The sequence below is a fragment of the Xanthomonas sp. WCS2018Noco2-27 genome (assembly GCF_031843525.1).
In the GTDB taxonomy this organism is placed as follows: Bacteria; Pseudomonadota; Gammaproteobacteria; order Xanthomonadales; family Xanthomonadaceae; genus Xanthomonas.
Map to the genome: position 1 here is coordinate 1 of NZ_JAVTIK010000016.1, position 25,627 is coordinate 25,627.

Here is a 25,627-nt window from a genome sequence, read left to right on the forward strand (position 1 = left end):
TCTTGCCGCTACCGCACGGGCATGGATCGTTCCGGCCCACCTTGGGTTCGTCGCGGGTGACCTGCGACACCGGTACCGGCGCACTGCCACCCTGCATCTGCTCCACTTCCTCGTCGGCGCCATAACCGCCTACGTCCTGATGCTGGAACTGCGAGGCCATCAGGCGTGCTTGCGCCTGAAGACGTTCCTGCTCTTCCAGCTCGGCCACTTCTTCTTCGCTGCGGATGCGCACGCGCGCCAGCAGGTTGACCACTTCGCGCTTGACGTTCTCCAGCATCTCGGAGAACAGCTCGAAGGCTTCCTTCTTGTATTCCTGCTTGGGCTGCTTCTGCGCGTAACCACGCAGATAGATGCCCTGGCGCAGGTAATCCATCTTGGCCAGATGCTCCTTCCAGCCCTGGTCGAGCACCGTCAGCATCACGTGCTTTTCCAGCGCGCGCATGGTGTCGTTGCCCACCGCCGCTTCCTTCTCGGCGAAGTGCGCATCCACCGCAATCTGCACCTTGGCGGCAATCTGCTCGGCGTCCAGTTCTTCCTGCGTGCTTGCCATTTCGCGCAACGCCATCGGCATGCCCAGCTCCGATTCCAGCGTGGCTTCCAGGCCCTGCAGGTCCCACTGTTCGTCCACCGAATTGGGCGGCACGAAGCGGGCGACCAGGTCATAGATCACATCGCCGCGGATGCCATCGACGTTGTCCTTCACCGACTCGGCGTCCAGCAACTCATCGCGCTGCGAATAGATCACCTTGCGCTGATCGTTGTTGACGTCGTCGAAGTCCAGCAGATTCTTGCGGATGTCGAAGTTGTGCGCTTCCACCTTGCGCTGGGCTTTTTCGATCTGCCGGCTGACCAGGCGATCTTCGATGACGTCGTCTTCCTTCATGCCCATCATGCGCATCGCCTTCTGGACCCAGTCCGAGGCGAAGATGCGCATCAGGTTGTCTTCCAGCGACAGATAGAAACGCGACGACCCCGGGTCGCCCTGACGACCGGCACGGCCGCGCAACTGGTTGTCGATACGCCGCGATTCGTGGCGCTCGGTACCGATGATGTGCAGGCCGCCGGCCGCCTTGACCGCATCGTGGCGACGCTGCCAATCGGTCTTGATCTTGAAGCGCGCTTCCTCGGTCGCATCCTCGCCCAGCGCGTGATACTCCGACTCAAGCGAGCCACCCAGCACGATATCGGTACCGCGACCGGCCATGTTGGTGGCGATGGTCACCGCACCCGGCTGACCGGCGTTGGCCACAATGGTGGCTTCGCGCTCGTGCTGCTTGGCATTGAGCACTTCGTGCTGCACGCCCGCCTTGCGCAGATGCTCGGACAGCATCTCCGAGGTTTCGATCGAGGTGGTCCCCACCAGCACCGGCTGACCGCGCTTGGCGCAGTCTTCGATGTCAGCCAGCACCGCGTTGAACTTGCCCTTGCGGTTGAGGAACACCTGGTCCGGATGGTCCTTGCGCACGGTCGGGCGATTGGTCGGAATCACCACCACTTCCAGGCCATAGATGCTCTGGAATTCGTAGGCTTCGGTGTCGGCCGTACCGGTCATGCCGGACAGCTTCTTGTACATGCGGAACAGGTTCTGGAAGGTAATGCTGGCCAGCGTCTGGTTCTCGCGCTGTACCGGTACGCCTTCCTTCGCTTCGACCGCCTGATGCAGGCCGTCGGACCAGCGACGCCCGGACAGGGTGCGGCCGGTGAATTCGTCCACGATCACCACTTCGCCATCGCGCACGATGTAATCCACATCGCGCTGATAGATCGCATGCGCGCGCAGCGCCGCGTTGAGGTGATGCACCACGCTCAGATTCTGCGCGGCGTACAGGCCGTCTTCGGCGTTTTCCAGGATGCCGGCCTGCATCAGCAGTTCTTCGGCGTGGCCCATGCCCGCCTCCGACAGATGCACCTGCTTGCCCTTCTCGTCGATCCAGTAATCGCCCTCGCCTTCCTCGCTTTCCTGCTTGGTCAGCTGCGGCACGATGCGGTTGACGCGGATGTACAGCTCCGGCGATTCGTCGGCCGGGCCGGAAATGATCAGCGGGGTGCGCGCTTCGTCGATCAGGATCGAGTCGACTTCGTCGACGATCGCGTAATGCAGATTGCGCTGATAGCGGTCGGCACGCGACAGCGCCATGTTGTCGCGAAGGTAATCGAAGCCGAACTCGTTGTTGGTGCCGTAGGTGATGTCGCTGCCGTAGGCCTCGCGTTTGTCGCTATGCGGCATGCCCGGATACACCACGCCCACGCTCAGGCCCAGCCAGTTGTACAACTTGCCCATCTGCGCGGCATCGCGGCGTGCCAGGTAGTCGTTGACGGTGACCACGTGCACGCCCTCGCTCTGCAGCGCATTGAGGTACACCGGCAGGGTGGCGACCAGGGTCTTGCCTTCGCCGGTGCGCATCTCGGCGATCTTGCCCAGGTGCAACACCATGCCGCCGATCAGCTGCACGTCGTAATGGCGCATGCCGAGTACGCGGCGGCTGGCCTCGCGGCAGACCGCAAACGCCTCGGGAAGGATCTTGTCCAGGGACTCGCCGGCGGCAAGCCGCTGCTTGAACTCCGGGGTCTTGGCTTGCAGCTCGGCGTCGGAGAGCTTCTCGATCGTCGGCTCCAGCGCATTGATCTGGGTGACGAGGCGGGTGAGCTGGCGCAGCTGGCGTTCGTTACGACTGCCAAAGACACGGGTAAGCAGACTGTTGATCATTGAAGAAACCGGTTGAAAAGGAACGGTTTGACCGACGCCGGTCCCCAAGACCCGACCGCCGTAAACGAAACAGGGCGCACTGCGCCCTGTCATGGCAACACCCTATTGTAGCTTGGGGCGAGCCTTCACGAATCAAGCACCTCCATCGGAGCGTGCCATGCCTTCGTCAACCGCGCCCTCGGCGCCCTACTGGTGTATTGGTGTCGCCCAGGAACTTGCGCGGATTGACCACACGGCCGTCGGCCCACACCTCGAAATGCACGTGCGCGCCGGTCGAACGACCGCTGGAACCGGCCCTGGCCACCTGCTGGCCAGCGCGGACCAGATCGCCCACCTTCACCACCAGCCGCGAGTTGTGCGCATAGCGGGTGACGTAGCCATTGCCGTGATCCACTTCGACCACGTTGCCGTAACCGCCCCGCACCCCGGCGTAGCTGACCACGCCGTCGGCGACCGACATTACCGGGTCGCCCACGTTGGCGTGGAAGTCCACGCCCTTGTGGAAGGCCGAACCGCCGTCGAACGGATCGGCGCGGCCGCCAAAGCCCGAAGTGATATAGGTGTTGCGGATCGGCATCCGCGAGGGCACCGAATTCTGCTCGAGCTGATGATCGAACATCAGCGCCGCCAGTACGTTCAGTTGTTGGCCGGAGGCGGAGAACTGCTGTTCGACTTGCCCTAGCGTCTCCTTGAGCGATTCGACCGGCATGTCGCTAACCGGCTCATCGCCGCCACCGACGCCGACCGGCTCGTCGAAGTCGAACTCGCCGTCCTTCAACTTGCCCATTTCGGTCAGCCGCTCGCCCAATGCGTTGAGGCGGGTGGCCTGCGCTTGCAGCTCGCCCATGCGTGCGGCCAGTGCATTGACCTGTGCCTGCGAGGCGCGCTGCGCCTGGGCCAGCTCGGCCTGCTGCTGCGCGACCTTGGCCTGCAGCGCGGAATTGGTCACCATGCCGGTAGCGGTGCTTGCACCGACGCCGATCAGCATGCCCAGGCCAAGTACGGCACCGAGCACCACCATCGGTCGATCCGACGCAAAGCCCTGGAACTGTCGAGCCACACGCTGGGCCCGGGTTTCGCGAGATTTGATTACAACTTTTTTTAACGCCATATGAGTGTCATGTCCAAGCCCAAGTCCAACGCACGTAACCCTTCCGCTCCGCAGCAGGCCATCGAGGCCGCGCTGGGTGAAAAGGCTGGCGACCCCTTGCGCCGAGCCTTGTGGCTCGATGCGCTGGACCGGCAGTTGCGCCCCCTGTTACCGCCCCATCTGGCCACCCGTTGCCGGTTGGCCAATGTCCGAGGCGAACAGCTCGTTTTTCTGGTTGATTCGCCGATCTGGCATGCCAAGGTGCGGCTTGCCGAGACCCAACTCCTTGATGCCGCCCGATCCATCGGGTTGAAGGCCACCGCAGTGACCGTCAAAACGGCAAGCACTCCGCTGCATTCCCCAACACAGCAGAACCGCGACCGTCCACGGCCGGTGTCCGAAGCCACGCACAAGGGTCTGCGCGAGGCACTGGCATCCTTGCAGGACGTCGTGCCGACCAAGCGGTGACATCCCTGCCGCCGTTTCGGGGCGGCCAGCAGTGCGTGAAAAGATTGCGAAGATCACGCACGACCCGACGCATCCTAGCGGTCATGGCGCCCGCAGGAGTTAGAGAAGTCTTAAAAAAGAGTTAAGAACGGGACCTAAATCCGACCCGGTTCACGCTTTCGGTGCCAATTGCGGCATTCCCTGACACATAGCCACGGGGTAGACACAGTCGGCGAACTGTCAGCGGCGGGGCGCGGTGGCGTTTAGCCGACCTCATGCAGCGGCCCATCGCCATCAGGCAGAGGCCGCGCGAACCGGAAGGCTGCGCGGCGGGTCTTGCCTGCATCAGGCGTAGACGGGGCTGGCGTAGGTCACCGGCGGCTGCTCGGTTCCTTCGGGGAAGCTGACCGATTCCCAGGCGGCCTGATCCGCCAGCAGCGCGCGTACCAGCTTGTTGTTGAGCGCGTGACCGGATTTGAAGCCTTCGTAGGCGCCCAGGATGGCGCCGCCGGCCAGATAGAGGTCGCCGATGGCATCCAGGATCTTGTGGCGCACAAACTCGTTGGTGTAACGCAGGCCGTCCTCGTTGAGCACGCGGAACTCGTCCAGCACGATGGCGTTGTCCATCGAACCGCCCAGGCCCAGATTGCGCTCGCGCATGTACTCGAGATCGCGCATGAAGCCGAAGGTGCGGGCGCGCGAGATCTCTTTGACGTACGCCGAGGTGGAAAACTCGATTTCCTGGCGCGACTGCTTGGCCGGGATCATCGGGTGATTGAATTCGATGGTGAAGCCCAGCTTGTAGCCGTCGTACGGCTCGAAGCGCGCGACTTTGTCGCCCTCGCGCACTTCCACAGGCTGTTTGATGCGGATGAAGCGCTTGGCCTTGTTCTGCTCGACGATGCCTGCCGACTGCAGCAGGAACACGAACGGGCCGGACGAACCGTCCATGATCGGCAACTCGGCCGAGGACAGCTCGACGATGACGTTGTCCACACCCAGGCCGGCCAGTGCCGACATCAGGTGTTCGACGGTCTGGATCTTGGCGCCGTTGCAGGTCAGACCGGTGCACAGCGTGGTCTCGGTGACCAACTCCGCATCGGCAGGGACCTCGACGACCGGCTCCAGGTCCACACGCCGGAACACCACGCCGTGATCGACCGGGGCCGGTCGCAGCGTCATGTACACCTTGTCGCCGCTATGCAAGCCGACGCCGGTGGCGCGAATGGTGTTTTTGAGAGTGCGTTGCTGGGTCATATGCGAAGTCTGGGGGAACGATGCAGACAGACGCTGAACCGACCGTCTTATCTGATGAACATTATCCGAATTTTAACAAGTTGCGCGTGACGAAACGTGTCATGTCCCGGTCTTGCCATTGTAAAAGCTGCCGGATCGTGACCGATCCGGCAGAAAAGGACATGGCATTACAGCCCCGACAGCGTCGGGTGGGACGGGCTACGCCGCCGTAGCGACGCAGCCGACGCCCATCAGTCGGCCTGGCGGCGCAGGAACGCCGGGATATCCAGGTAATCGTTGGGCAGGTCTGCCGCCGGCGGCGCAGCATTGCCGGCGCTGTGGCTGCTGCCGACCGAGTCGCTGCTCGGACGACGCAGGCCCAGGCCCATGCTGCCGCCGACGGCCTTGGACACTGCGTCGCCGCTGGTGGTGTCGAAGTCGCCGAATTCCGGCTGGCCGGTGGTGGCATTGCGTACCAGCTTGATCGGCGCGCGCTGGTCCGGACGCTGGGTCTGGCGGGAAACCGCACGGTTCAGGCCAGTGGCAACCACGGTGACGCGCACTTCGTCCTGCATGTCCGGGTCGAGCACGGTGCCAACGACCACGGTCGCATCTTCCGAAGCGAAGGCTTCGATGGTGCGGCCGATCTCGTCGAACTCGGCCATGGTGAAGTCCGGGCCGGCGGTGATGTTGACCAGGATGCCGTTGGCACCCGCCAGGTTCACATCGTCCAGCAGCGGGTTCTGGATGGCGGCTTCGGCAGCGGCCTGCGCGCGATCGTCGCCGCGTGCCGAACCGGTGCCCATCATGGCCAGACCCATTTCCGACATCACGGTGCGCACGTCGGCAAAGTCGACGTTGATCAGACCCGGACGCACGATCAGATCGGCGATGCCCTGCACGGCGCCCTGCAGCACGTCGTTGGCAGCGCGGAAGGCCTGGATCATGGTGGCGTTGCGGCCAAGCACGGTGATCAGCTTTTCATTGGGAATGGTGATCAGCGAATCGCAATGCTGGCTCAGTTCCTCGATGCCCTTCAACGCTACCTGCATGCGGCGACGGCCTTCGAACGGGAACGGCTTGGTGACAACGGCCACGGTCAGGATGCCCATTTCCTTGGCCAGCTGCGCAACCACGGGGGCCGCGCCGGTACCGGTGCCGCCGCCCATGCCGGCGGTGATGAACACCATGTCCGCGCCCTGCAGCGCGTCCATGATGCGTTCGCGATCTTCCAACGCCGCCTGACGGCCGACTTCCGGATTGGCGCCTGCGCCCAGGCCCTTGGTCACGTTGGTGCCGAGCTGCAGCTGCAACTTGGCGCCGCAGTTCTTGATCGCCTGCGAGTCGGTGTTGGCGGTGATGAATTCCACGCCATCGACATTGGTGTTGACCATGTGCGCAACCGCGTTACCGCCGCCGCCACCCACGCCAACGACCTTGATTACCGCGTTGGGAGCCATCTTTTCGATCAGTTCAAAATGTGCCATGTCAGTGTCCTTTTTAGATGCCGTGAATGGGGAATCGGGAATGGGGAATCGGATTGCTCCGTTCGCCAGCCCAACACCCGCATGTCGGCGAATGTTGTTGTTTGAATGCCGGGAAATGGGGAGTTGGGAATGGGGAATCGCAACAGCGAATCACCTCCACGCCAACCACTGCTTCCTCGGTGTCACCACAAAAAAACTACGCCCTGCCCGCTCTCACCGCTCTCCACTCAAACCTGCCGCAACCGCTTTGCCTTTGCTTCAACCAATTCTCGAATCCCGATTCCCGATTCTTCAGAATTCGCCGCGATACCAGTTCTTCAATTTCTTGAACAAGCTTCCCGCGCGGCCGGTCGGGATCGACGGGCGGCGCGGGTGTTCGATCTGGCTGCCCATCAGCAGCAAGCCCACGCCGGAGGCGTGCACCGGGTTGCCGACAACTTCGCCCAGGCCGGTCACGTGCTGCGGAATGCCCACGCGCACCGGCATCTGCAACATCTCTTCGGCCAGTTCGACCACGCCTTCCATCTTCGACGCGCCACCGGTGAGCACCATGCCGGCGCGCACCATTTCTTCGAAGCCGGAGCGGCGCAGTTCGGCCTGCACCATTTCAAAAATTTCTTCGTAACGGCCCTGCACGGCCTGCGCGAGTGCATGACGTGGCATGCGGCGCGGCGGGCGGTCGCCTACCGACGGCACCTGGATGCTTTCTTCGGCGGTGGCCAGCTGCGCCAGGGCGCAGGCGTAGCGCACCTTGATCTGCTCGGCTTCCGGCGTAGGCGTGCGCAGCATGTGCGCGATGTCGTTGGTGACGTGGTCGCCGGCGATCGGCAACGACGCGGTGTGGCAGATCGCGCCCTGCACGTACACCGCCAGATCGGTGGTGCCGGCGCCGATATCCACCAGCACAACACCCAGCTCGCGCTCGTCGGCGGTCAGCACGGCAACCGACGAGGCCAGCGAGGACAGCACCAGATCGTCCACCTGCAGGCCGCATTTCTGCACGCACTTGGTGATGTTGGCGGCGGCCGATTGCGCACAGACAACCAGATGCGCATGCACCTCCAGGCGCACGCCGGTCATGCCGACCGGGTTGCGGATACCTTCCTGCGAATCGTCCAGCACGTATTCGCGCGGGATCGCATGCAGGATGCGCTGGTCGGCAGGAATGGCCACGGCCTTGGCGGCGTCGAGCACGCGCTCCAGATCGCTCCAGGTCACTTCGCCGTCGCGGATCGGCACGATGCCGGGCGAGTTCTTGCACTGCACGTGGTTGCCGGAGATCGATGCGTACACCGAGCGGATTTCGCAGCCGGCCATCAGCTCGGCTTCTTCGACTGCGCGCTGGATCGACTGCACGGTGGATTCGATATCCACCACCACGCCGCGCTTGAGGCCGCGCGACTCATGCGAACCGATGCCGATCACTTCGATCGGATTGCCGGGCGAGTACTCGCCGACCAGCGCGACGACCTTGGAGGTGCCGATGTCCAGTCCAACGATGAGGGATTTGTCGCCTTTGCGATTCATGTATGCAGACTGCGTTGAAGAGTGAATGACGGAAGCGCAGAGGCCAGACGATCGATCAGGCGATGCGGAAAGCGCGCGGCGATGGGATGTACCTCGGCCGGCGGCGCGCCGGGTGTCACCGGCGCAATGGTCTTGGGCTTTTTGGCGTCGTGCGGGGTCTCGCCCGGCGCGCGTTCGACCGTAAAGCCGTTGGTGTAACGCAGGTCGGCGCGTGCGATCGGGCGCTGCGGGTCGGCCAACTGCGGCAGCACGCGTGCGAACCGCTGCAGGCGCGCACGCGCATCGTCGCGGCCGATCACGATCTGCAGCCCATTACTCAGACCCAGCGACCAGCTGCCGCGTGCGTCCATCTCCAGGCGCTCCACGTCCAGCCCGGTCGGCGCGAACAAGGCGCGCGACTCGTTGTACAGCGCCACCACATCCTGGGTCTTGCTGTCCGGTCCGCCGAGTTGCGGCAACTTGAAATCTTTCAACAACGGTGGGGTGCGGAACAACCGGCCCTGTTCGGACAGCATGCGGTCGGTACCCCAGCGCGCGAACGGCTTGTGCTCGGTCACATGCACTTCCAGCACGTCCGGCCAACGCTTGCGTACCTGCGCGCTTTCCACCCACGGCAAGCGCGCGATGGCGTCTTGCGCCTGTTGCAGCTTCACCGCAAAAAAGCCCGAGCGCGCATACGGCAATACCACCGCGCGCAATTCTTCGGCCGGCACCCGCTTGAAATCGCCGGACACCCGCAACTTCGCCAACGGCCAGCGCTCGGCACCCACCCATCCATTGAGCACGGCCACCACCGGCAACGCGACCAGCGCCACCGCGATCAACCAGGCCAGGATGCGCAGGGTGGCGTTCATTGGCACGCTCCGCGTGCGGGAATGGGGAATCGGGAATAGGGAATCGCAACGGCAACAACGCGGCCGCTGTTACCGATTCCCGATTCCCGATTCCCCATTCCCGGCGTCATAGCGTCTGCTCCAACACGCGCCAGACCAGCTCTTCGAAATCGATACCCAACTGACGCGCAGCCTTGGGGACCAGCGAATGGCTGGTCATGCCCGGAGCGGTGTTCACTTCGAGCAGATATAGCTGGCCGCTGCTGCGATCGCGCATGACATCGACGCGGCCCCAGCCGCGTGCGCCAGCGGCGCGGAACGCGTCCAGTGCCAGCTGACCGATCTGCGCTTCGGCATCGCCGTCCAGACCCGGGCACAGGTACTGGGTGTCGTCGGCCACGTACTTGGCGTTGTAGTCGTACCACTGGCCCTTGGGCACGATGCGGATCGACGGCAGCGCGGTCTCGCCGAGCACGGCCACGGTGAGTTCGTCGCCTTCGATCAGTTGCTCCATCAACAGCGCGCCGTCGTAGCGCGCAGCCAGCAGCACCGCTTCTTCGAGCTGGGCCTGATCGAACACGCGGCTGATGCCGACGCTGGAGCCTTCGTTGGCCGGCTTGACGATCACCGGCAAGCCGATCTGTCGTGCAGCGGCGTGGATCTGGTCTGCGCTGGCGCCGGCGGCCAGACGCGCGTAACGCGGCGTCGGCAAATCCAGCGACAACCACACCTGCTTGGTGCGGATCTTGTCCATACTCAACGCCGAGCCGAGCACGTTGGAGCCGGTGTACGGAATGCCGAAGGCTTCCATCAAACCCTGCACGATGCCGTCTTCGCCGCCGCCGTTGTGGCCATGCAATACGTTGAACACGCGGTCGAAGCGCTGCGCGACCAGTGCTTGCGCCAGTGCGGGAATGCCGTCGACCGGCTGCGCATCGACACCGCGCGCGCGCAGCGCGTCCAGCACGTTGCTGCCGGAATTCAACGACACTTCGCGCTCGGACGAGGTACCGCCAAGCAGCACGGCGACGCGCCCGAACGCTGCCGGATCGTTGCTGCGTGCAGCGGCGATCACCGCGCTCATGCCTGCTCTCCAACAAAACCGTGATTGATGATGTGCTGCGCCACATAACCGATGTCGCCGGCACCCATCATCAACAGCAGATCGCCGTCCTGCAGCACGTCCGGCAACACTTCGGCCAGGCCGGCAATCTGACCAACCACGACCGGCTCGCTACGGCCGCGCGCACGGATGGCACGCGCCAGGGCACGCGAGTCGGCACCGGGAATCGGCGCTTCGCCGGCCGGATAGACTTCGCTCAACACCAAGGCATCGACGGTGCTAAGCACGGCGGCGAATGCGTCGAACTGATCGCGGGTACGGCTGTAACGATGTGGCTGGAATGCGACGACCAGGCGCTTGTCCGGCCAGCCACCGCGGGCGGCGGCGAACACCGCTTCCAGCTCGCGCGGGTGGTGGCCGTAATCGTCGACCACCCGCACGCGCGCACCGGTGCTGGTGGTGACTTCGCCCAGATCGTTGAAACGCCGGCCGATGCCCGCAAAATTTTCCAGCGCACGCGCAATGGTCTGCGGCTCCACGCCCAGCTGCCAACCGATCGCGGCAGCGGCCAGTGCATTGAGCACGTTGTGACGGCCCGGCAAGGCCAGCGTCACCGGCGTGGTGGTGCCTTCGGGCAGACGCAGGGTGAAGCGCATACGCGGGCCGTCCTGCACCACATCTTCGGCGCGTACATCGGCGTTCTCGCTCATTCCGTAGCTCATCACGTGTCGCGGCGTTTTGCCGGCCAGTGCGGCCACTTCCGGGTCGTCGATACACAGCAGGGCCAGGCCATAGAACGGCAGGCGCTGCAGGAATTCTGCGAATGCCGCCTGGATGCGCGAGAAATCGTTGCCGTAGTTTTCCAGGTGATCCGAGTCGATGTTGGTAATCACCGCCATCAACGGATTCAGACGCAGGAAGCTGCCATCGCTTTCATCGGCTTCGGCCACCAGCCACTGGCCGCCGCCGAGCTTGGCATTGGCGCCGGCCGCCAACAGTTGCCCGCCGATGACGAAGGTCGGGTCAAGGCCACCTTCGCTCAGCACGGCCGCAGCCAGGCTGGTGGTGGTGGTCTTGCCATGCGTGCCGGCGACTGCAATGCCGCGACGGAAGCGCATCAACTCGGCCAGCATCGCCGCGCGCGGCATGATCGGAATGCGCTGGCTGCGCGCTTCCATCAGCTCGGGGTTGTCTTCGCGGATCGCGCTGGACACCACCACGCAATCGGTACCGAGCACGTTGGCGGCCGAGTGGCCGCGCATCACGCGCGCGCCGAGCTTGGCCAGGCGGCGGGTGGCCGCATTGTCGGCGTTATCCGAGCCGGACACTTCATAGCCCAGCGTCAGCATGACCTCGGCAATGCCGCTCATGCCGGTGCCGCCAATGCCGACGAAGTGCACGCGCGGAAATGCGCGGACCAGATCGCCACTGTCCTGCAGACGGCGGATCACTGGGCACCTCCTGAGGAAATGCGAATCGGGAATCGGGAATCGGGAATCGTGTGAAGCGAAGCACCAACGGCGACGGACGCCTGGTCGGTGCGCTTGTCTGCGTGCATTGAGGTGTATTCCTGCGGTTGATCTGAGCTCTGCCTATCCCCCAATCCCGACTCACCACTCCCTGCCTCTTGCAGAATGATGTCGGCAATGCGCTCGGCGGCATCCGGTTTGGCCAGGGTGCGGGCGGCTTGCGCCATCGACAGGCGGCGCGCGGGGTCGGTGAGCAGGGTCTGCAAGACCTGCTGCAGGCGCACGGGCAAGGTGTCGTCCTGCTTGAGCAGCACGGCGGCGTCGGCGCCGACCAGGTATTCGGCATTGCGGGTCTGGTGATCGTCGACAGCGGCGGCAAAGGGCACCAGCACGCTGCCGACACCGGCGGCGCACAGCTCGGCCAGGGTAGAGGCGCCGGCGCGGCACACCACCAGATCGGCCCAGGCGTAGGCGGCGGCCATGTCGGCAATGAACGGTTCAACGCTCGCCTGTACCGCAGCCTGCGCGTAGGAAGCCTCGGCTTCGGCGCGCAGCTTTTCGCCACACTGATGCCGCACTTCGACATCCGGATGCCCGAGCGCGGCCAGTGCCGACGGCACGGCTTGATTCAATGCGCGTGCGCCCTGGCTGCCGCCGAGCACCAACACGCGTACGGGACCACCCCGCCCGACCATGCGCGTGGACGGCACAGGAAGCGCGGCGATTTCTGCGCGCACCGGATTACCCACCGCTTCTTCGCCAGCAAAGCTGCCGGGGAAACCGGTCAGTACGCGGCGCGCAAAACGCGACAACACCTTATTGGTCATGCCAGGCGCGCGATTCTGTTCGTGCACGAGCAAGGGCACGCCGAGCAGACGTGCAGCCAAGCCACCGGGGCCAGCCGCAAAGCCGCCGAAGCTGACCACCGCGCGCGGCTGTCGCTTGCGCAACACAAAGCCGGCAGCGCGCACTGCACGCATCACCCGCACCGGTGCGCCGAGCAACTTGATCACGCCCTTGCCGCGCAGGCCACTGATGGCCAGCGTGTCGATCTGGATATCGTGCTGCGGCACCAGCCGCGTTTCCATTGCGCCGTCGGCGCCCAGCCAGGTCACCGGCACGCCACGCGCGCGCAGCACCTTGGCCACTGCCAGACCCGGGAAAATATGCCCGCCGGTGCCGCCAGCCAAAATCATGACAGGTCGACCGCCCGCAGATGGTTGTGCGGGCTGTTGCGAGGGGCTCGCATAAACGCTCATGCAATCCTCCCGAAGGTCGGTTCCACACGCGGCTGCATGCGGCTGGTGCCACGCAGGATGGCCGATGCCGGCGCCACCGAGGGTGCTGCAGCTGACGCCGCTGCCACCGGTGCAGGCGCTGCAGCGGTCTCGCGCTGCGGCTTGCGTCCCGCTGCATAGGCAGGCGGCACCGACTCGACCACCGGCTCGGCTGGCTCAGCCGATGGCGCGCCCGCACCCTGCGGCGACAACTTGCTGCGCAGGCGCTCGGCGCGATCCATTTCATAGGACACGCGCAACAGCAGGCCCATCGCCACGCAGGTCATCAGCACCGACGAACCGCCGGAGGAAATCAACGGCAGGGTCAGGCCCTTGGTTGGCAAAATGCCCAGATTCACACCCACCGACACAAAGCTCTGCAGGCTGATCCACAGACCGATACCGAAGGCGATGTAGCCTGAGAAATGGCGCTTCATCTCCACGCAGCGCATGCCCAGCCAGAACGCGCGGCCGACCAGCAGTGCGTACAGCGAGATCACACCGCAGACGCCGACAAAGCCCAGCTCTTCGGCAATCACCGAAAAGATGAAGTCGGTATGCGCTTCGGGCAGATAGTTGAGCTTCTGCACCGAGGCACCCAGCCCTGCGCCGGTCCACTGGCCGCGGCCGACCGCCATCAACGCGTTCGACAACTGATAGCCGGAGCCCAGCTGATCGGCCCACGGATCCAGGAACGAGGTGATGCGACGCAGGCGGTACGGCTCCAGGATCGCGATGAAGGCGAACACCGGCAGGCCGAACACGATGGGCATCGACATGCGCGGCAGGTTCACCCCGCCCAGCACCAGCATGCCGGCAGTGATCGCCAGCAGCAGCGTGGACGAGCCGAAGTCAGGCTGCATCAGTAGCAGACCGACCAATGCGATCGCCACGCCCAGCGGCTTGAGCATCGCGGGCCAGGTCGCGTTGACCTCATCGCGAAAGCGCACCAGGTAGCTGGACAGCCACACGATGTAGAGCACCTTGACCGCTTCCACGGTCTGGAATTTCGACACGCCCAGGTTGATCCAGCGCTTGGCGCCGTTGACGCTGCTGCCCAGGCCGGGCACGAACACCACCATCAACAGACCGAAGCAGGCCAGCAGCAATACCTGGTTGTATTGCTCGATGGTCTTGAGCTCGGTGCGCATCGCCCAGAACGCCAGGCCCACGCCAATGCCCAGAAACAGCAGATGGCGGGTCAGGTAATAAAACGGGTTGTCGGACAGCTCGATCGAACTGGACGCCACCATCACCACGCCCAGCGAGGCGAGCGTGGCTGCCGCGCCGAGCAGCCACGGGTCATAACGGCCGCCGATGGCGTCCAGTCGTGTGGCCTGGCGGGACATGTCGTTCATCAGCGCACCTTCAACGTGGCAAGGCCGATCAGCACCAGCACCACCGAAATAATCCAGAAGCGCACGATCACGCGCGGCTCCGGCCAGCCCTTGAGTTCGAAGTGGTGGTGGATCGGCGCCATGCGGAACACGCGCTTGCCGGTGAGCTTGAAGCTGGCGACCTGGATCATCACCGACAGCGTTTCGATGACGAACACGCCGCCCATGATCACCAGCACCATTTCCTGGCGCACGATCACCGCGATGGTGCCCAGCACCGCGCCCAGCGACAGCGCGCCGATGTCGCCCATGAACACCATGGCCGGGTAGGTGTTGAACCACAGAAAGCCCAGCCCTGCCCCGGCGATCGCCGAGCAGATGATGATCAGCTCGCCGGCGCCCGGAATCAGCGGGATTTTCAGGTATTCGGCAAACACCACGTTACCCGAGGCATACGCAAATACGCCCAGCGCGCAGGCCACCAGCACGGTCGGCATGATCGCCAGACCATCCAGGCCGTCGGTGAGGTTCACCGCGTTGGAGAAACCAACGATCCAGAAATAAGCGATTACCACGAAGCTCACGCCGGCCAGTGGCAGCGCGATCGACTTGAACATCGGAATGTAGAAGGTGATCGCTGCCGGTACGTCGGCGGTGTAGAACAGAAACAGACCGGCGGCCAGGCCGAAGATCGACTGCAGCAGATACTTCCAGCGCGACTTCAGGCCATTGGGATCGCGGCGTACGATCTTGATCCAGTCGTCGTACCAGCCGATCGCACCGAAGCAGAGCATCACCGCCAGCACCAGCCACACATAACGGTTGCGCAGATCGCCCCACAGCAGCACCGACAAAGTCACGGTGAGCAGGATCAGCGAGCCGCCCATGGTCGGCGTGCCGGCCTTGGAGAAATGCGTTTGCGGGCCGTCCTGGCGGATCGGCTGGCCACCCTTGAACTGGGCCAGCTTGCGGATCACTGCAGGGCCCATCCACAACGACAGGAACAACGACGTCAGCGCTGCCAGAATGCCGCGGAAGGTCAGATAGTTGAACAGCCCGAACAGGCTCTCCAGTTGCTGTAGCCAACGCGCCAGCTCAAGCAGCATGGGAGGCATCCTCCGACGGTGCGAGCAGCGCGGCGACGATGCGGTCCATGGCGCTGCCGCGGGAGCCTTTTACCAGCAGCGTGGGCGGAAGTTGCGCGGTGGTAGCGACAGCCTGCGCCGCCGCACCAGTGTGTTCGTGCATCAAAGAAGATTCCTGCGTTTGAGTCTGCGAACCGGCGACCTGCGCCAGATCCGCCTGCAATGCCGTCGCCAAGGCGGCATGTGTGGCAAACACGCGACCACCCTCGCCGAATGCCTGCGCGGCAGCGGCGCTGAGCTCGCCCAGCGCGTACAGACGCTGCAACTTGGCCGCGCGTGCGCGACGTCCGGCAGCGGCATGCAGTGCCGCGGCGTCGGCGCCGAGTTCGCGCATGTCGCCCAGCACCAGCCAGCCATCGCCCGGCGCGGCAGCCAGTGCATCGATGGCGGCATCCAACGAGCCAGGGTTGGCGTTGTAACTGTCGTCGATCAGCACCGCGCCACCGGGCAAACGATGGGCAATCTGCCGGCCAGCCACCGGGCGCGCCTGCGCCAGGCCAGCGGCGATGATCGGCAGCGCGATACCGGCGCCCAGTGCCAAGCCGGTCGCAGCCAATGCATTGAGCACGTTGTGGCGGCCCGGTAATGGCAGCGCAATCTGCGCCTCGCCCTGCGGGGTTACCAGCGTGAACTGCGCGCCGTCGGCCTGCAGTCGCAGTTGACGTGCGGTGATATCGGTGCTGGCCTGCAGGCCATAACGCAACACGCGACGGCCTTGCACCGGCTGCGCGTGCAGTTGCTGCTCGAACCAGGCGCCGAAGGCATCGTCGGCATTGATCACTGCCACGCCATCGGACGGCAGCGCGGCATAGATCGCGCCCTTGGTCTGTGCGACGCCGAGCAGGCTGCCCAGGCGCTCCAGGTGCGCCGGCGCGATGTTGTTGACCAGCGCAACATGCGGCCGCGCGATGTCGGTGAGGTAGGCGATATCGCCCGGCTTGCCGGCACCCATTTCATAGATGGCAACATCTGCATCGTCCGGCGCGGCGATCACTGCCAGCGGCAAGCCGATTTCGTTATTGCGATTGCCCGGCGTGGCATAGACCGTGGTGCCATCGACACGCCCTGCTTCGGTCAGGATCGACAGCAGCAGCGCCTTGACGCTGGTCTTGCCGTTGGACCCGGTCAACGCGATCACGCGGGTGGCGCGATCGCGCTGCATGCCGGCAGCAATCCGCGCCAGCGCCAGCTCAGTGTTCTGCACCAACACCTGCGGCACGCTCAGCGTGGGCAACAAACGATCCACCAGCAACCCGCTCGCGCCCTGCGCGAGCGCATCGGCAGCGAAGTCGTGCCCATCGAACCGCTCGCCGCGCAGCGCCACATACAGGCTGCCGTTGGACAGCGTGCGGGTGTCGTTGCCGACCGCATCGATCATGGCATCGTCGCCGTGCAGCTCGCCGCCGGCCCAATGCGCGATCAACGACAGCGGGGTGAGCTTCATGCGCGCACTCCCAGCACGGTGCGCGGCAGCAAGGCCTGCGCCGCCACCACTGCATCGTCGAAGGCATGCTGCACGCCAGCCACTTCCTGATACGGCTCGTGGCCCTTGCCGGCGATCAGCACGATGTCCGACGCGCTGGCCATACTGATGGCCTGATGGATCGCAGCGGCGCGGTCGCGCTGCACGATGGCTGCATCCGGGCGCGCAAAGCCGCGCACGATATCGGCAACGATGACATCGCCGTCTTCGCCGCGCGGGTTGTCGTCGGTGACGATCGCCACATCGGCATTGAGTTCGGCAATGGCGGCCATTTGCGGACGCTTGCCGGTGTCGCGTTCGCCACCGCAGCCGAACACGCAGATCAGCCGGTCCTGCGCATGCGAGCGCAGGCTGGCCAGTGCCTGTTCCAGCGCGTCGGGCGTGTGTGCGTAATCGACCACTACCAGCGGTGCGCCATGCGCGCCGCCGAGACGATTCATGCGGCCGTGGATCGGCTGCAACTGGCCCAGCACCTGGGCGATCTGCGCCGGCGCATGGTCCAGCGCGTGCAAGGCACCGGCGACCGCCAGCAGGTTGTCCACGTTGAAGCGACCCAGCAATGGCGAATGCACGGCGTGGACGCTGGCATCGATCCGCAGCGCGAAGCTGATGCCGTTGTGATCCAGCTGCAGTGCGTCGGCGCGCACCGTAGCGCCAGCCTGTCCGCGCGAACTCACCCCGATCGCGCGCAGCGCAGGATCGAGCGAGGCGAACAGCGTGCGGCCGAACGCGTCGTCCAGATTCACCACCGCAGCCTGCAAGCCGGCGCGCGTGAACAGCTTGGCCTTGGCCGCGCCGTACTGCGCCATATCGCCGTGATAATCGAGATGATCGCGGGTGAGATTGGTGAACACCGCCACGTCGAAATGCACCGCATCCACGCGACCCTGATCGAGCGCGTGCGAGCTCACCTCCATCGCTGCGGCCTGCGCGCCTTCATCGCGCAGCTGTGCCAGCAACGCATGCGTGGGCAGCACCAACGGCGTGGTGAAACCGGTCGGGACGGCGCTGCCATACAGGCCGACGCCCAGCGTACCGAGCGTGCCAGTGGGCGTACCGAGCAAGGTCAGCGCCTGCGCCAGCAGCTGCACGGCGGAGGTCTTGCCGTTGGTGCCGGTGACGCCCACCATCCGCAGCGTGCGCGACGGATGACCATGAAACTGATCGGCCATGCTGCCAAGCCGCGCACGCAAGCCGGGCACGGCGATCGCATCGGCAGGCGCCGGCAGATCGGCAGGCGCGGGCGGCTCGAACAACACCGCCACCGCACCATTGGCGCGCGCCTGCTCGACAAAGCCCAACCCATGCGCACCGAAGCCGGCGATCGCCACGAACGCATCGCCTGCGCGCACTGCACGGCTATCCATCACCAAACCGGACACCTGCACATCGCGCGCAAGCGTCAGGTCCGGCAGCAGCTGCGACAGCGGCATGGCGCGACTCACTGACGGCTCTCCTGCAACGGCGCAGGCTGCGCAGGCGCAGGCGGTGGTGCGATCGCGGTCGGAATGCCGGCCGACACTTCGTCCACAGGGTCCGGTACCAGCGCCGGATCCAGATCGGCCGGTTGCGGCTTGACGATCGGTTGACCGGTCTTGCCGGCGGCCTGCGCGGCCAGCCACGACTGGATATCGTCCGGCGGCACGTCCATCAACCGCAGCGCACCTTCCATTACCTTATGGAACACCGGTGCCGACACCAGGCCGCCGTAATACACCTTGCCCTGCGGATCGTTGATCACGATGACGGTGGCAAACCGCGGGCGCGTGGCCGGTACCAGACCGGCAAACAGCGCGTTGTAATGCCCGCGCTCGTAACCATTGGCGCCGTTCTTGCGCGCGGTACCGGTCTTGCCGGCTACGTGATAGCCAAGGATCGCCGCGCCCTTGGCGCCGCCCTGAGTGACCACCGTCTCCATCATGTCGATGACCTGTCGCGCCACCTCGGGGGTGATCACCTGACGGGTCTCGTTGTGCTGGCCACGCACGAAGGTCGGCGGCGTCAGCTTGCCGCCGTTGCCCAGCGTGGCGTACGCCTGCGCAATCTGCAGCGGCGTCACCGACAGGCCGTAGCCGTACGACATCGTGGTCTTGGACGGGCCGCTCCAGCGCGCTGGCTGCAGCACCACACCGGCCGATTCGCCCGGAAAACCGCTATGCGGCGCGCTGCCGTAACCGAAGTTGCGGATCGACTGATAGAACGTCTGGTCCGGCACCTTGGCCGCGATCTTGGCCGCACCGATATTGGAGCTGCGGGTGATCACGCCGGTGACGTTGAGTACGCCGTTGTTGCGCGGCACATCGCGAATGGTGAAGCGCCCCACCGACATATAGCCGGGGTTGGTATCGATGACGGTGTCCTTGGTCACCACACCAGCAGTCAGCGCGGTCGCCACGGTCAGCGGCTTCATCGTCGAGCCCGGCTCGACCAGATCGGTGACGGCGCGATTACGTCGTGCCGACGGATTGATGCCGGTCACCGAGTTGGGGTTGTAGGTCGGCAGATTCACCATCGCCAGCACTTCGCCGGTGGCCACATCCATCACCACCATCGACCCGCCAGCGGCATTGTTTTCGACCAACGCGTTGCGCAGTTCCTTGTAGGCCAGGAACTGGATGCGGCGGTCGATGCTCAGCGTCAGATCCTTGCCCGGCTGCGCCGGACGCACCAGATCCACGCTCTCCACGATGGCGCCGCGCGCATCGCGCACCACCTTCTTGGAGCCGGGCTTGCCGCGCAGCCATTCGTCAAAGGCCAGCTCCAGCCCTTCCTGGCCGCGGTCGTCGATATTGGTGAAGCCCAGCACGTGGGCCATCGCTTCGCCTTGCGGATAGAAGCGACGGAACTCGCGCTGCGAAAACACGCCCGGAATCTTTAACTCGACGATCGCATGCGCCTTGTCCGGGTTGATCCGGCGCTGCAGGTACATGAATTCCTTGCCGGCCTTTTGCGCCAGCTTGGCGTTCAACTCGTCCAGCGGCTGGCCGAGCGCCTTGGCCAACTCGGGAATGCGGTCGGGGTTGCGCAGCAGTTCCTGCGGATTGACCCAGATCGATTCCACCGGCGTGGACACGGCCAACGGCTCGCCATTGCGGTCGGTGATCATCCCGCGCGAGGTGGCGATCGGCAGCTCACGCAGATAGCGCGCTTCGCCCTGGCGCTGATAGAAATCGCGATTGACCAGCTGCACGAATGCAGCGCGCCCGATCAACGTCACCGAACACAGGCCCAACGCGATACCGACCAGGGTCAGCCGGCCGCGCAGGTTGAAGTTGCTACGGGGGCGATTGCGGCCGGCTTTCATGGCGCACCTCCGTGTGCGCCACCCTGCGGGCGGCTTCGCCGTGCAAAACGGCTGTCCTGCCGTTTTGTCATGGGCGCACCTGCTTGTGCGCCACACTGCGGGCGGCTTCGCCGTGCAAAACGGCTGTCCTGCCGTTTTGTCATGGGCGCACCTGCTTGTGCGCCACTCTGCGGGCGGCTGCGACGTTCAAAAAGGCCGTCGTGCCGTTTTGTCATGGGCGAAGCTGCTTGTGTGCCACCCTGCGGGCGGCTGCGACGTTCAAAAAGGCTGTCGTGCGACTTCGTCATGGGCGCACCACCACGATGTCGTTGGTCTCCGGGAACTTCATCCCGATGCGCGCACGCGCGACCTGATCGACACGATTGCTTTCCGCCCAGGTGGCCTGCTCCAACTGCAGCCGGCCGAATTCGATGTTCAACTCATCGCGCGCGTGTTCGAGCTTGGACAGCTGCACGAACAGCTTGCGGTGCATGTGGCGCATGTACACCACCCCGATCGCCGAGGCGATGCTGCAGGCGAGCAGCACGATCAGCAGCAGGCGGCTCATTGGGCGTCTCCTTGAGGCGCCGGGATTGGGGAGTCGGGATTCGGGATTCGCGTGGCGCGCGTTTCCATTCCCGATTCCCCATTCCCCATTCCCAGCTTCTCGGCCACCCGCAGTACTGCGCTGCGCGCACGCGGGTTGACGCTCAACTCGTCGAAGTCGGCCTTGACTGCGCCTGTCACCAGCTGCAGCGTCGGCACGAACGGCTGCGCTTCGGGCAGGCGGCGGTTGCTCGGCGGGGCCTTGGCGTAGCGGGCCATGAACTGCTTGACGATGCGGTCTTCCAGCGAGTGGAAGCTGATCACCGCCAGCCGGCCACCCGGCTTGAGCGCGCCCAGCGCGGCGTCCAGCCCGGCTTCCAGATCGGCCAGCTCGCGGTTGATGTGGATGCGGATGGCCTGGAAGCTGCGCGTGGCCGGATGGGTCTTGCTGTCGCCGCGCGGCATCACCGAGGCGATCAAGTCGGCCAGCTGCGCGGTGCGCAACAACGGCTGCTCGGTGCGGCGCGCCACGATGGCCCGTGCGATGCGGCGGCTCTGGCGTTCTTCGCCATAAGTCCACAACACGTCGGCGATCTCGCGATCGCTGGCATGCGCCAGCCACTCGGCCGCGCTCTGTCCGGCGTCCGGATCCATGCGCATGTCCAGCGGGCCGTCCTTGCCGAAACTGAAACCGCGGCCGGCCACGTCCAGCTGCGGCGAGGACACACCCAGGTCCAGCAGGATGCCGTCGACGGTCGCAGCGGCGACCACCTGACCGAGTCCGGCGAAACTGCCGCGATGGATGGACACGCGCGCATCGCCGCCGAACGTCTGTTCGGCCACCGCGATCGCTTCAGGGTCCTTGTCCATCACCAGCAGTCGACCTCCCGGGCCAAGGTGTTCCAGCACGCCGCGTGCGTGTCCGCCACGCCCGAACGTGCCATCGAGATAGGTTCCGCCTTCGGTCACCTGCAGGCCATCCAGAACCTGCGTGTACAGCACCGGCACATGGGCCGCCGGCGGCTGCGACACCGGGTGACCGGGCTGCGCTTCACCGCGCATCCGGGCACCCCGGCTCACAACCTGAGATCGAGCAATTCATCGCCCAGATCCCCGTCAGACAATGTCTGCTGGATCAGTGCGCGATGTGCCTGCTCGCTCCAGAGTTCGAATTTGTCGCCCATGCCAAGCAGCACGGCTTTCTTCTCGATGCCGACCGCATTGCGGTGGCTGGCCGGAATGCTCAGACGGCCATTGGCGTCCAGCTCCAGCACGGCGGAGGAACCCACCAGTTTTTGCTGCAGCGTGCGGACCACGCGCTGGGTATTGGGCTTGGACATCACATCGTCGCGCACCCGCTCCCACTCCTTCTCCGCATACAGCCACAGGCAACCGGCTTCGAACGGGTTGTAGGTGAGCACCAGGCGGTTGCCGCTCACACGCGTGACCAGGTCGCGATACGCGGTAGGTACCGCCATGCGCCCCTTGTCGTCCACCGTGATGGCAGTCTCGCCCTGAAACACCGAATGCAACCTCGAATACCCGCTGGGGGATCATTGAACCACGAAAAACCACAAAACACCTGGTTTTCCCTCCGATGCCCACCTTAGCAGTGCACCAAAGGTTGTCAACAGTTTTCAAGGTCGCAAATCGCCAGTCGCATCAATGAGTTGCAGCACTCTTTAGAGACTTGTTCAAAGCTTATCCACAAGTTGCTGTTTCGTCTCAGATTTTGAGATTGAACAAAAATTCAGGGGCGTGAAGGCTGTGTAAACACGACCCGCGTCTCACTTCACGCTGCGCCAGCTGCACCGCATGGCTGCGCAAACGCGCCACACTTGGCGACATGTGCCTAGTCGCTCTTGCCTGGAAAACCCACCCGCGTTTGCGCCTGCTGCTGGCAGGCAACCGCGATGAATTCCACGAACGCCCCACCGCACCGCTTGCGCGCTGGGCGGCGCCTGCCGACAACGTGCTGGCCGGGCGCGACCTGCGCTCGGGCGGAAGCTGGGTCGGACTGGGCAGCGACGGCCGAGTCGCCGTGGTGACCAACGTGCGCGACCCGATGGCCACCATGTCCGGGCGCTCGCGTGGTCATCTGATTGCCGACTATCTATCCGGCAGTTCCGACGCTACTGCCTATGCCCAGGAACTGGCCGCGGATGGACACGCGTTCCCACCGTTCAACCTGCTGCTGTGCGACGCCGAGCGCTGCGAACACCTCAGCAATCACCCGCCGCTGGCACGCACGCTGGCTCCCGGTATCCATGGGATGTCCAACGGCCCGCTGGACGCGCCCTGGCCCAAGACCGTTGCGCTAACTGCGGTCTTGCATGACTGGTGCGCCACGGGCAGCGAAGACCTGCAACCGCTGTGGACAGCCCTGGGCAACGCCGTCATCGCTTCCGACGATGCCCTGCCCCACACCGGCGTCGATCTGCCCACCGAACGCCTGCTCTCGGCCGCCTTCATCGCCGGCCAGAGCTACGGCACCCGCGCCAGCACCATCGTGGCGGTGGATCATGCAGGCAGCGGCTTCATCCACGAACGCCGCTTCGGCCCCGGTGGAACATTCCAGGGCGAAACACGGCTGGACATCTTCGGTACGCGTTGACACTGCGCAATCATGCGCATAGCGTGCGCATGAACGACAGGAGGCCGACCATGAGCCGTTACTACGACAGTTCCGCGCAAAAGAAACCGCTGAACCTGACCATCAACTCGGACCTGGCCGCACAGGCACGGGCGATGACCGGCAACCTGTCGGCAAAGGTCGAAGAACTGCTGGCCGACTACGTCACCAAAGAGCGCGACAGCCATAGCGCCAGAGCGATGGAGTTGCAGCGCGCTGCGAGCGAATGGAAGACCTTCACCGACACGCACGGCTCCTTCGCCGACGAGTTCTCCACGTTATGACCGACCAGTTCGATGTCTACGCAAACGTCGGACAGAACAAGAACATCCCCTACGTGGTCGTGGTCCAGTCGAAGATCTTCGACGCCTCCCCCCGCCGCGTCGTCGTGCCCCTGGTCATCAAGTCCAAGCACTCCCCAACCCCGTCCCGCTTCACCCCGGAACTCACCGTCGCCGGCCAACGCGTCATCCTGCAACCCCTGGAAATGACCTCGGTGCCGCTGACAGTGCTCAACAACCCTGCCGGCTCCCTCAAGGACCAAGGCCAGACCATCATCGACGCCCTGGACGAGCTGTTCACCCGCTCATTCGGCTAGCCATCTCGTCAATGCGGGCAAGCGAGCGCATCGCGCAAGCGCCTCAACCAACCACCCAACTGCAAGCCCCCTTGAGTCAAGGGGGCGCGGCGATAGCCGCGGGGTTCTGGTATGCCACGGAGCGGGACCCGCGTTTTGTACCGCCGCAGGCGGCACGAAGCGTGGGTGTCTTCTTGGGGCGAACGCTCAAAGAAGGACAAGGCCAAACCATCATCGACCAACTGGGCAAATTACCCACCCGCTCTCTCAGCGAGTCATTCCGCCATCGCGGGCAAGCGAGCGCATCGCGCAAGCGCCTCGACCAACCACCTAACTGCAAGCCCCCTTGAGTCAAGGGGGCGCGGCAATAGCCGCGGGGTTCTGGCATGCCCGGAGCGGGGCCCGCGTTTTGTACTGCCGCAGGTGGTACGAAACGTGGGTGTCTTCTTGGGGGCGAACGCCCAAAGAAGGCAGCGATACAGCAGTAGGGATCTGACATGCCCATCAAATCGCTGGACGCACCATTCAACCACTCATTCGACTAATCATTCCGCAATTGGGGCAAGCGAGCGCATCGCGCAAGCGCCTCGACCAACCACCTAACTGCAAGCCCCCTTGAGTCAAGGGGGCGCGGCGACAGCCGCGGGGTTCTGGCATGCCCGGAGCGGGGCCCGCGTTTTGTACCGCCGCAGGCGGTACGAAGCGTAGGTGTCTTCTTGGGGCGAACGCCCAAAGAAGGCAGCGATACAGCCGCGAGACTCTGGCATGCCCATCAAAGCCTTGGACGCGCCATTCAACCACTCACTCGACTAATCATTCCGCAATTGGGGCAAGCGAGTGCATCGCACAAGCGCCTCGACCAACCACCCAACTGCAAGCCCCCTTGAGTCAAGGGGGCGCGGCGACAGCCGCGGGGGTTGTGGCATGCCACGGAGCGGGACCCGCGTTTTGTACCGCCGCAGGCGGTACGAAGCGTGGGCGCCTTTTTTGGGCCTACGCCCAAAAGAGGCGGCGGAGCCGGCCGATAAGCCGGGTTCTGTCGTGGACAGTCATTCGTCTAGGCGCTACGTCACCGCAGCGCTCAAGCAACCTACCCGGATCCAGCGCGGGCCACGCCAATGGATCCCTATTTGGTCTTGCTCCAGGTGGGGTTTGCCGTGCCGGTCCGTTACCGGACTCGCGGTGCGCTCTTACCGCACCATTTCACCCTTACCACGCGCCTCTTGCGAGACCGTTCGGCGGTATCTCTCTGTTGCACTTTCCGTCGGCTTGCGCCGCCCAGGCGTTACCTGGCACCTTGCCCTATGGAGCCCGGACTTTCCTCGGCACTCTTGCGAGTGACGCGACTGTCTGGCCGACTCCGCCGGGGGGCATTCTACGCTATCGCCACAATCCAGAACGGCGCAGCGTTTCCAACCGGCCATTGACCGTAGGAGCGCACCCGGGCGCGACAGCCTTACCGAGAAAGCGTCATCGCCGATCACAGCG

21 protein-coding genes and 1 other RNA gene are annotated in these 25,627 nt (G+C 64.7%); 4 read left to right on the forward strand and 18 right to left on the reverse strand.

The window, feature by feature from the left end; all coding sequences use genetic code 11:
* The coding region (gene secA / locus RQH86_RS19470; protein ID WP_311260735.1) for a preprotein translocase subunit SecA at positions 1-2,707 on the reverse strand (2,707 nt) is incomplete at its 3' end.
* A gap of 166 nt (positions 2,708-2,873) precedes the next feature.
* A complete protein-coding gene (locus RQH86_RS19475) occupies positions 2,874-3,818 on the reverse strand; it encodes a M23 family metallopeptidase (RefSeq protein ID WP_311240067.1) in 945 nt (314 codons plus the stop codon).
* On the opposite strand from RQH86_RS19475, the gene RQH86_RS19480 reads away from it, so the two are divergent.
* A complete protein-coding gene (locus RQH86_RS19480) occupies positions 3,819-4,265 on the forward strand; it encodes a DUF721 domain-containing protein (protein ID WP_082473545.1) in 447 nt (148 codons plus the stop codon).
* A 324-nt stretch (positions 4,266-4,589) separates the two neighbouring features.
* Here RQH86_RS19480 and lpxC read toward each other — a convergent pair whose 3' ends face one another.
* The 15 genes from lpxC to mraZ form a co-directional block, all read right to left on the reverse strand.
* Positions 4,590-5,501: a UDP-3-O-acyl-N-acetylglucosamine deacetylase gene (lpxC, locus tag RQH86_RS19485; RefSeq protein ID WP_311240066.1), complete on the reverse strand. Its 912-nt coding sequence runs from the start codon at positions 5,499-5,501 to the stop codon at positions 4,590-4,592.
* Between the two features lie 230 nt (positions 5,502-5,731).
* On the reverse strand, positions 5,732-6,967 hold the full coding sequence (gene ftsZ / locus RQH86_RS19490) for a cell division protein FtsZ (RefSeq protein ID WP_055850941.1): 1,236 nt from the start codon (positions 6,965-6,967) through the stop codon (positions 5,732-5,734).
* 291 nt (positions 6,968-7,258) lie between these two features.
* Positions 7,259-8,494 carry a cell division protein FtsA gene (gene ftsA, locus RQH86_RS19495; RefSeq protein WP_003485272.1) on the reverse strand — a complete coding sequence of 412 codons (1,236 nt, stop codon included), beginning with the start codon at positions 8,492-8,494 and terminating at the stop codon, positions 7,259-7,261.
* A complete protein-coding gene (locus RQH86_RS19500; RefSeq protein WP_311240065.1) occupies positions 8,491-9,348 on the reverse strand; it encodes a cell division protein FtsQ/DivIB in 858 nt (285 codons plus the stop codon). Before RQH86_RS19500 ends, ftsA begins: the two co-directional genes overlap by 4 nt.
* A 106-nt stretch (positions 9,349-9,454) precedes the next feature.
* On the reverse strand, positions 9,455-10,411 hold the full coding sequence (locus tag RQH86_RS19505; RefSeq protein WP_115561319.1) for a D-alanine--D-alanine ligase: 957 nt from the start codon (positions 10,409-10,411) through the stop codon (positions 9,455-9,457).
* Positions 10,408-11,841: a UDP-N-acetylmuramate--L-alanine ligase gene (gene murC / locus RQH86_RS19510; protein WP_055850935.1), complete on the reverse strand. Its 1,434-nt coding sequence runs from the start codon at positions 11,839-11,841 to the stop codon at positions 10,408-10,410. Before murC ends, RQH86_RS19505 begins: the two co-directional genes overlap by 4 nt.
* A complete protein-coding gene (murG, locus tag RQH86_RS19515; protein ID WP_311240064.1) occupies positions 11,838-13,118 on the reverse strand; it encodes an undecaprenyldiphospho-muramoylpentapeptide beta-N-acetylglucosaminyltransferase in 1,281 nt (426 codons plus the stop codon). Before murG ends, murC begins: the two co-directional genes overlap by 4 nt.
* Complete coding sequence (ftsW, locus tag RQH86_RS19520; RefSeq protein WP_115512515.1) at positions 13,115-14,494, reverse strand: putative lipid II flippase FtsW; 1,380 nt, start codon at positions 14,492-14,494, stop codon at positions 13,115-13,117. The genes murG and ftsW overlap by 4 nt, the downstream gene beginning before the upstream one ends.
* A complete protein-coding gene (mraY, locus tag RQH86_RS19525; RefSeq protein WP_055850927.1) occupies positions 14,494-15,579 on the reverse strand; it encodes a phospho-N-acetylmuramoyl-pentapeptide-transferase in 1,086 nt (361 codons plus the stop codon). The genes ftsW and mraY overlap by 1 nt, the downstream gene beginning before the upstream one ends.
* Positions 15,569-17,062, reverse strand: a complete 1,494-nt coding sequence (gene murF, locus RQH86_RS19530; RefSeq protein ID WP_055850924.1) for a UDP-N-acetylmuramoyl-tripeptide--D-alanyl-D-alanine ligase — start codon at positions 17,060-17,062, stop codon at positions 15,569-15,571. Before murF ends, mraY begins: the two co-directional genes overlap by 11 nt.
* Entirely contained in the window at positions 17,059-18,534 is a 1,476-nt protein-coding gene (locus tag RQH86_RS19535) for a UDP-N-acetylmuramoyl-L-alanyl-D-glutamate--2,6-diaminopimelate ligase (protein WP_311240069.1), read from the reverse strand. Before RQH86_RS19535 ends, murF begins: the two co-directional genes overlap by 4 nt.
* 8 nt (positions 18,535-18,542) lie before the next feature.
* Positions 18,543-20,405: a penicillin-binding protein 2 gene (locus tag RQH86_RS19540; protein ID WP_055850920.1), complete on the reverse strand. Its 1,863-nt coding sequence runs from the start codon at positions 20,403-20,405 to the stop codon at positions 18,543-18,545.
* Between the two features lie 283 nt (positions 20,406-20,688).
* Complete coding sequence (ftsL, locus tag RQH86_RS19545) at positions 20,689-20,952, reverse strand: cell division protein FtsL (RefSeq protein WP_055850917.1); 264 nt, start codon at positions 20,950-20,952, stop codon at positions 20,689-20,691.
* Positions 20,949-21,992 (reverse strand): 16S rRNA (cytosine(1402)-N(4))-methyltransferase RsmH, encoded by a 1,044-nt coding sequence (gene rsmH, locus RQH86_RS19550; RefSeq protein ID WP_115512519.1) that lies wholly within the window; start codon positions 21,990-21,992, stop codon positions 20,949-20,951. Before rsmH ends, ftsL begins: the two co-directional genes overlap by 4 nt.
* A 14-nt stretch (positions 21,993-22,006) precedes the next feature.
* Positions 22,007-22,462, reverse strand: coding sequence for a division/cell wall cluster transcriptional repressor MraZ (gene mraZ / locus RQH86_RS19555; RefSeq protein ID WP_010367651.1), 456 nt, complete (start codon positions 22,460-22,462; stop codon positions 22,007-22,009).
* 314 nt (positions 22,463-22,776) lie between these two features.
* Here mraZ and RQH86_RS19560 point away from each other — a divergent pair, with 314 nt between their 5' ends.
* The 3 genes from RQH86_RS19560 to RQH86_RS19570 are packed head-to-tail and all read left to right on the forward strand — an operon-like array spanning position 22,777 to position 24,160.
* A complete protein-coding gene (locus tag RQH86_RS19560; RefSeq protein WP_311240063.1) occupies positions 22,777-23,544 on the forward strand; it encodes an NRDE family protein in 768 nt (255 codons plus the stop codon).
* Between the two features lie 50 nt (positions 23,545-23,594).
* Complete coding sequence (locus RQH86_RS19565; protein WP_055850909.1) at positions 23,595-23,846, forward strand: type II toxin-antitoxin system CcdA family antitoxin; 252 nt, start codon at positions 23,595-23,597, stop codon at positions 23,844-23,846.
* Positions 23,843-24,160: a CcdB family protein gene (locus RQH86_RS19570; RefSeq protein WP_115512522.1), complete on the forward strand. Its 318-nt coding sequence runs from the start codon at positions 23,843-23,845 to the stop codon at positions 24,158-24,160. Before RQH86_RS19565 ends, RQH86_RS19570 begins: the two co-directional genes overlap by 4 nt.
* 988 nt (positions 24,161-25,148) lie before the next feature.
* Here RQH86_RS19570 and rnpB read toward each other — a convergent pair.
* An RNA gene (rnpB, locus tag RQH86_RS19575) (RNase P RNA component class A) lies at positions 25,149-25,501 on the reverse strand.
* Between the last annotated feature and the right edge of the window lie 126 nt (positions 25,502-25,627).

Bases quoted from the DNA above. Each gene is read 5' to 3' on its own strand.
- RQH86_RS19475 (WP_311240067.1), bottom strand. From the start codon at position 3,818: ATGGCGTTAAAAAAAGTTGTAATCAAATCTCGCGAAACCCGGGCCCAG.
- RQH86_RS19480 (WP_082473545.1), top strand. From the start codon at position 3,819: ATGAGTGTCATGTCCAAGCCCAAGTCCAACGCACGTAACCCTTCCGCT.
- lpxC (WP_311240066.1), bottom strand. From the start codon at position 5,501: ATGACCCAGCAACGCACTCTCAAAAACACCATTCGCGCCACCGGCGTC.
- ftsZ (WP_055850941.1), bottom strand. From the start codon at position 6,967: ATGGCACATTTTGAACTGATCGAAAAGATGGCTCCCAACGCGGTAATC.
- ftsA (WP_003485272.1), bottom strand. From the start codon at position 8,494: ATGAATCGCAAAGGCGACAAATCCCTCATCGTTGGACTGGACATCGGC.
- RQH86_RS19500 (WP_311240065.1), bottom strand. From the start codon at position 9,348: ATGAACGCCACCCTGCGCATCCTGGCCTGGTTGATCGCGGTGGCGCTG.
- RQH86_RS19505 (WP_115561319.1), bottom strand. From the start codon at position 10,411: ATGAGCGCGGTGATCGCCGCTGCACGCAGCAACGATCCGGCAGCGTTC.
- murG (WP_311240064.1), bottom strand. From the start codon at position 13,118: ATGAGCGTTTATGCGAGCCCCTCGCAACAGCCCGCACAACCATCTGCG.
- ftsW (WP_115512515.1), bottom strand. From the start codon at position 14,494: ATGAACGACATGTCCCGCCAGGCCACACGACTGGACGCCATCGGCGGC.
- mraY (WP_055850927.1), bottom strand. From the start codon at position 15,579: ATGCTGCTTGAGCTGGCGCGTTGGCTACAGCAACTGGAGAGCCTGTTC.
- murF (WP_055850924.1), bottom strand. From the start codon at position 17,062: ATGAAGCTCACCCCGCTGTCGTTGATCGCGCATTGGGCCGGCGGCGAG.
- RQH86_RS19535 (WP_311240069.1), bottom strand. From the start codon at position 18,534: ATGCCGCTGTCGCAGCTGCTGCCGGACCTGACGCTTGCGCGCGATGTG.
- RQH86_RS19540 (WP_055850920.1), bottom strand. From the start codon at position 20,405: ATGAAAGCCGGCCGCAATCGCCCCCGTAGCAACTTCAACCTGCGCGGC.
- ftsL (WP_055850917.1), bottom strand. From the start codon at position 20,952: ATGAGCCGCCTGCTGCTGATCGTGCTGCTCGCCTGCAGCATCGCCTCG.
- rsmH (WP_115512519.1), bottom strand. From the start codon at position 21,992: ATGCGCGGTGAAGCGCAGCCCGGTCACCCGGTGTCGCAGCCGCCGGCG.
- RQH86_RS19560 (WP_311240063.1), top strand. From the start codon at position 22,777: ATGTGCCTAGTCGCTCTTGCCTGGAAAACCCACCCGCGTTTGCGCCTG.
- RQH86_RS19565 (WP_055850909.1), top strand. From the start codon at position 23,595: ATGAGCCGTTACTACGACAGTTCCGCGCAAAAGAAACCGCTGAACCTG.
- RQH86_RS19570 (WP_115512522.1), top strand. From the start codon at position 23,843: ATGACCGACCAGTTCGATGTCTACGCAAACGTCGGACAGAACAAGAAC.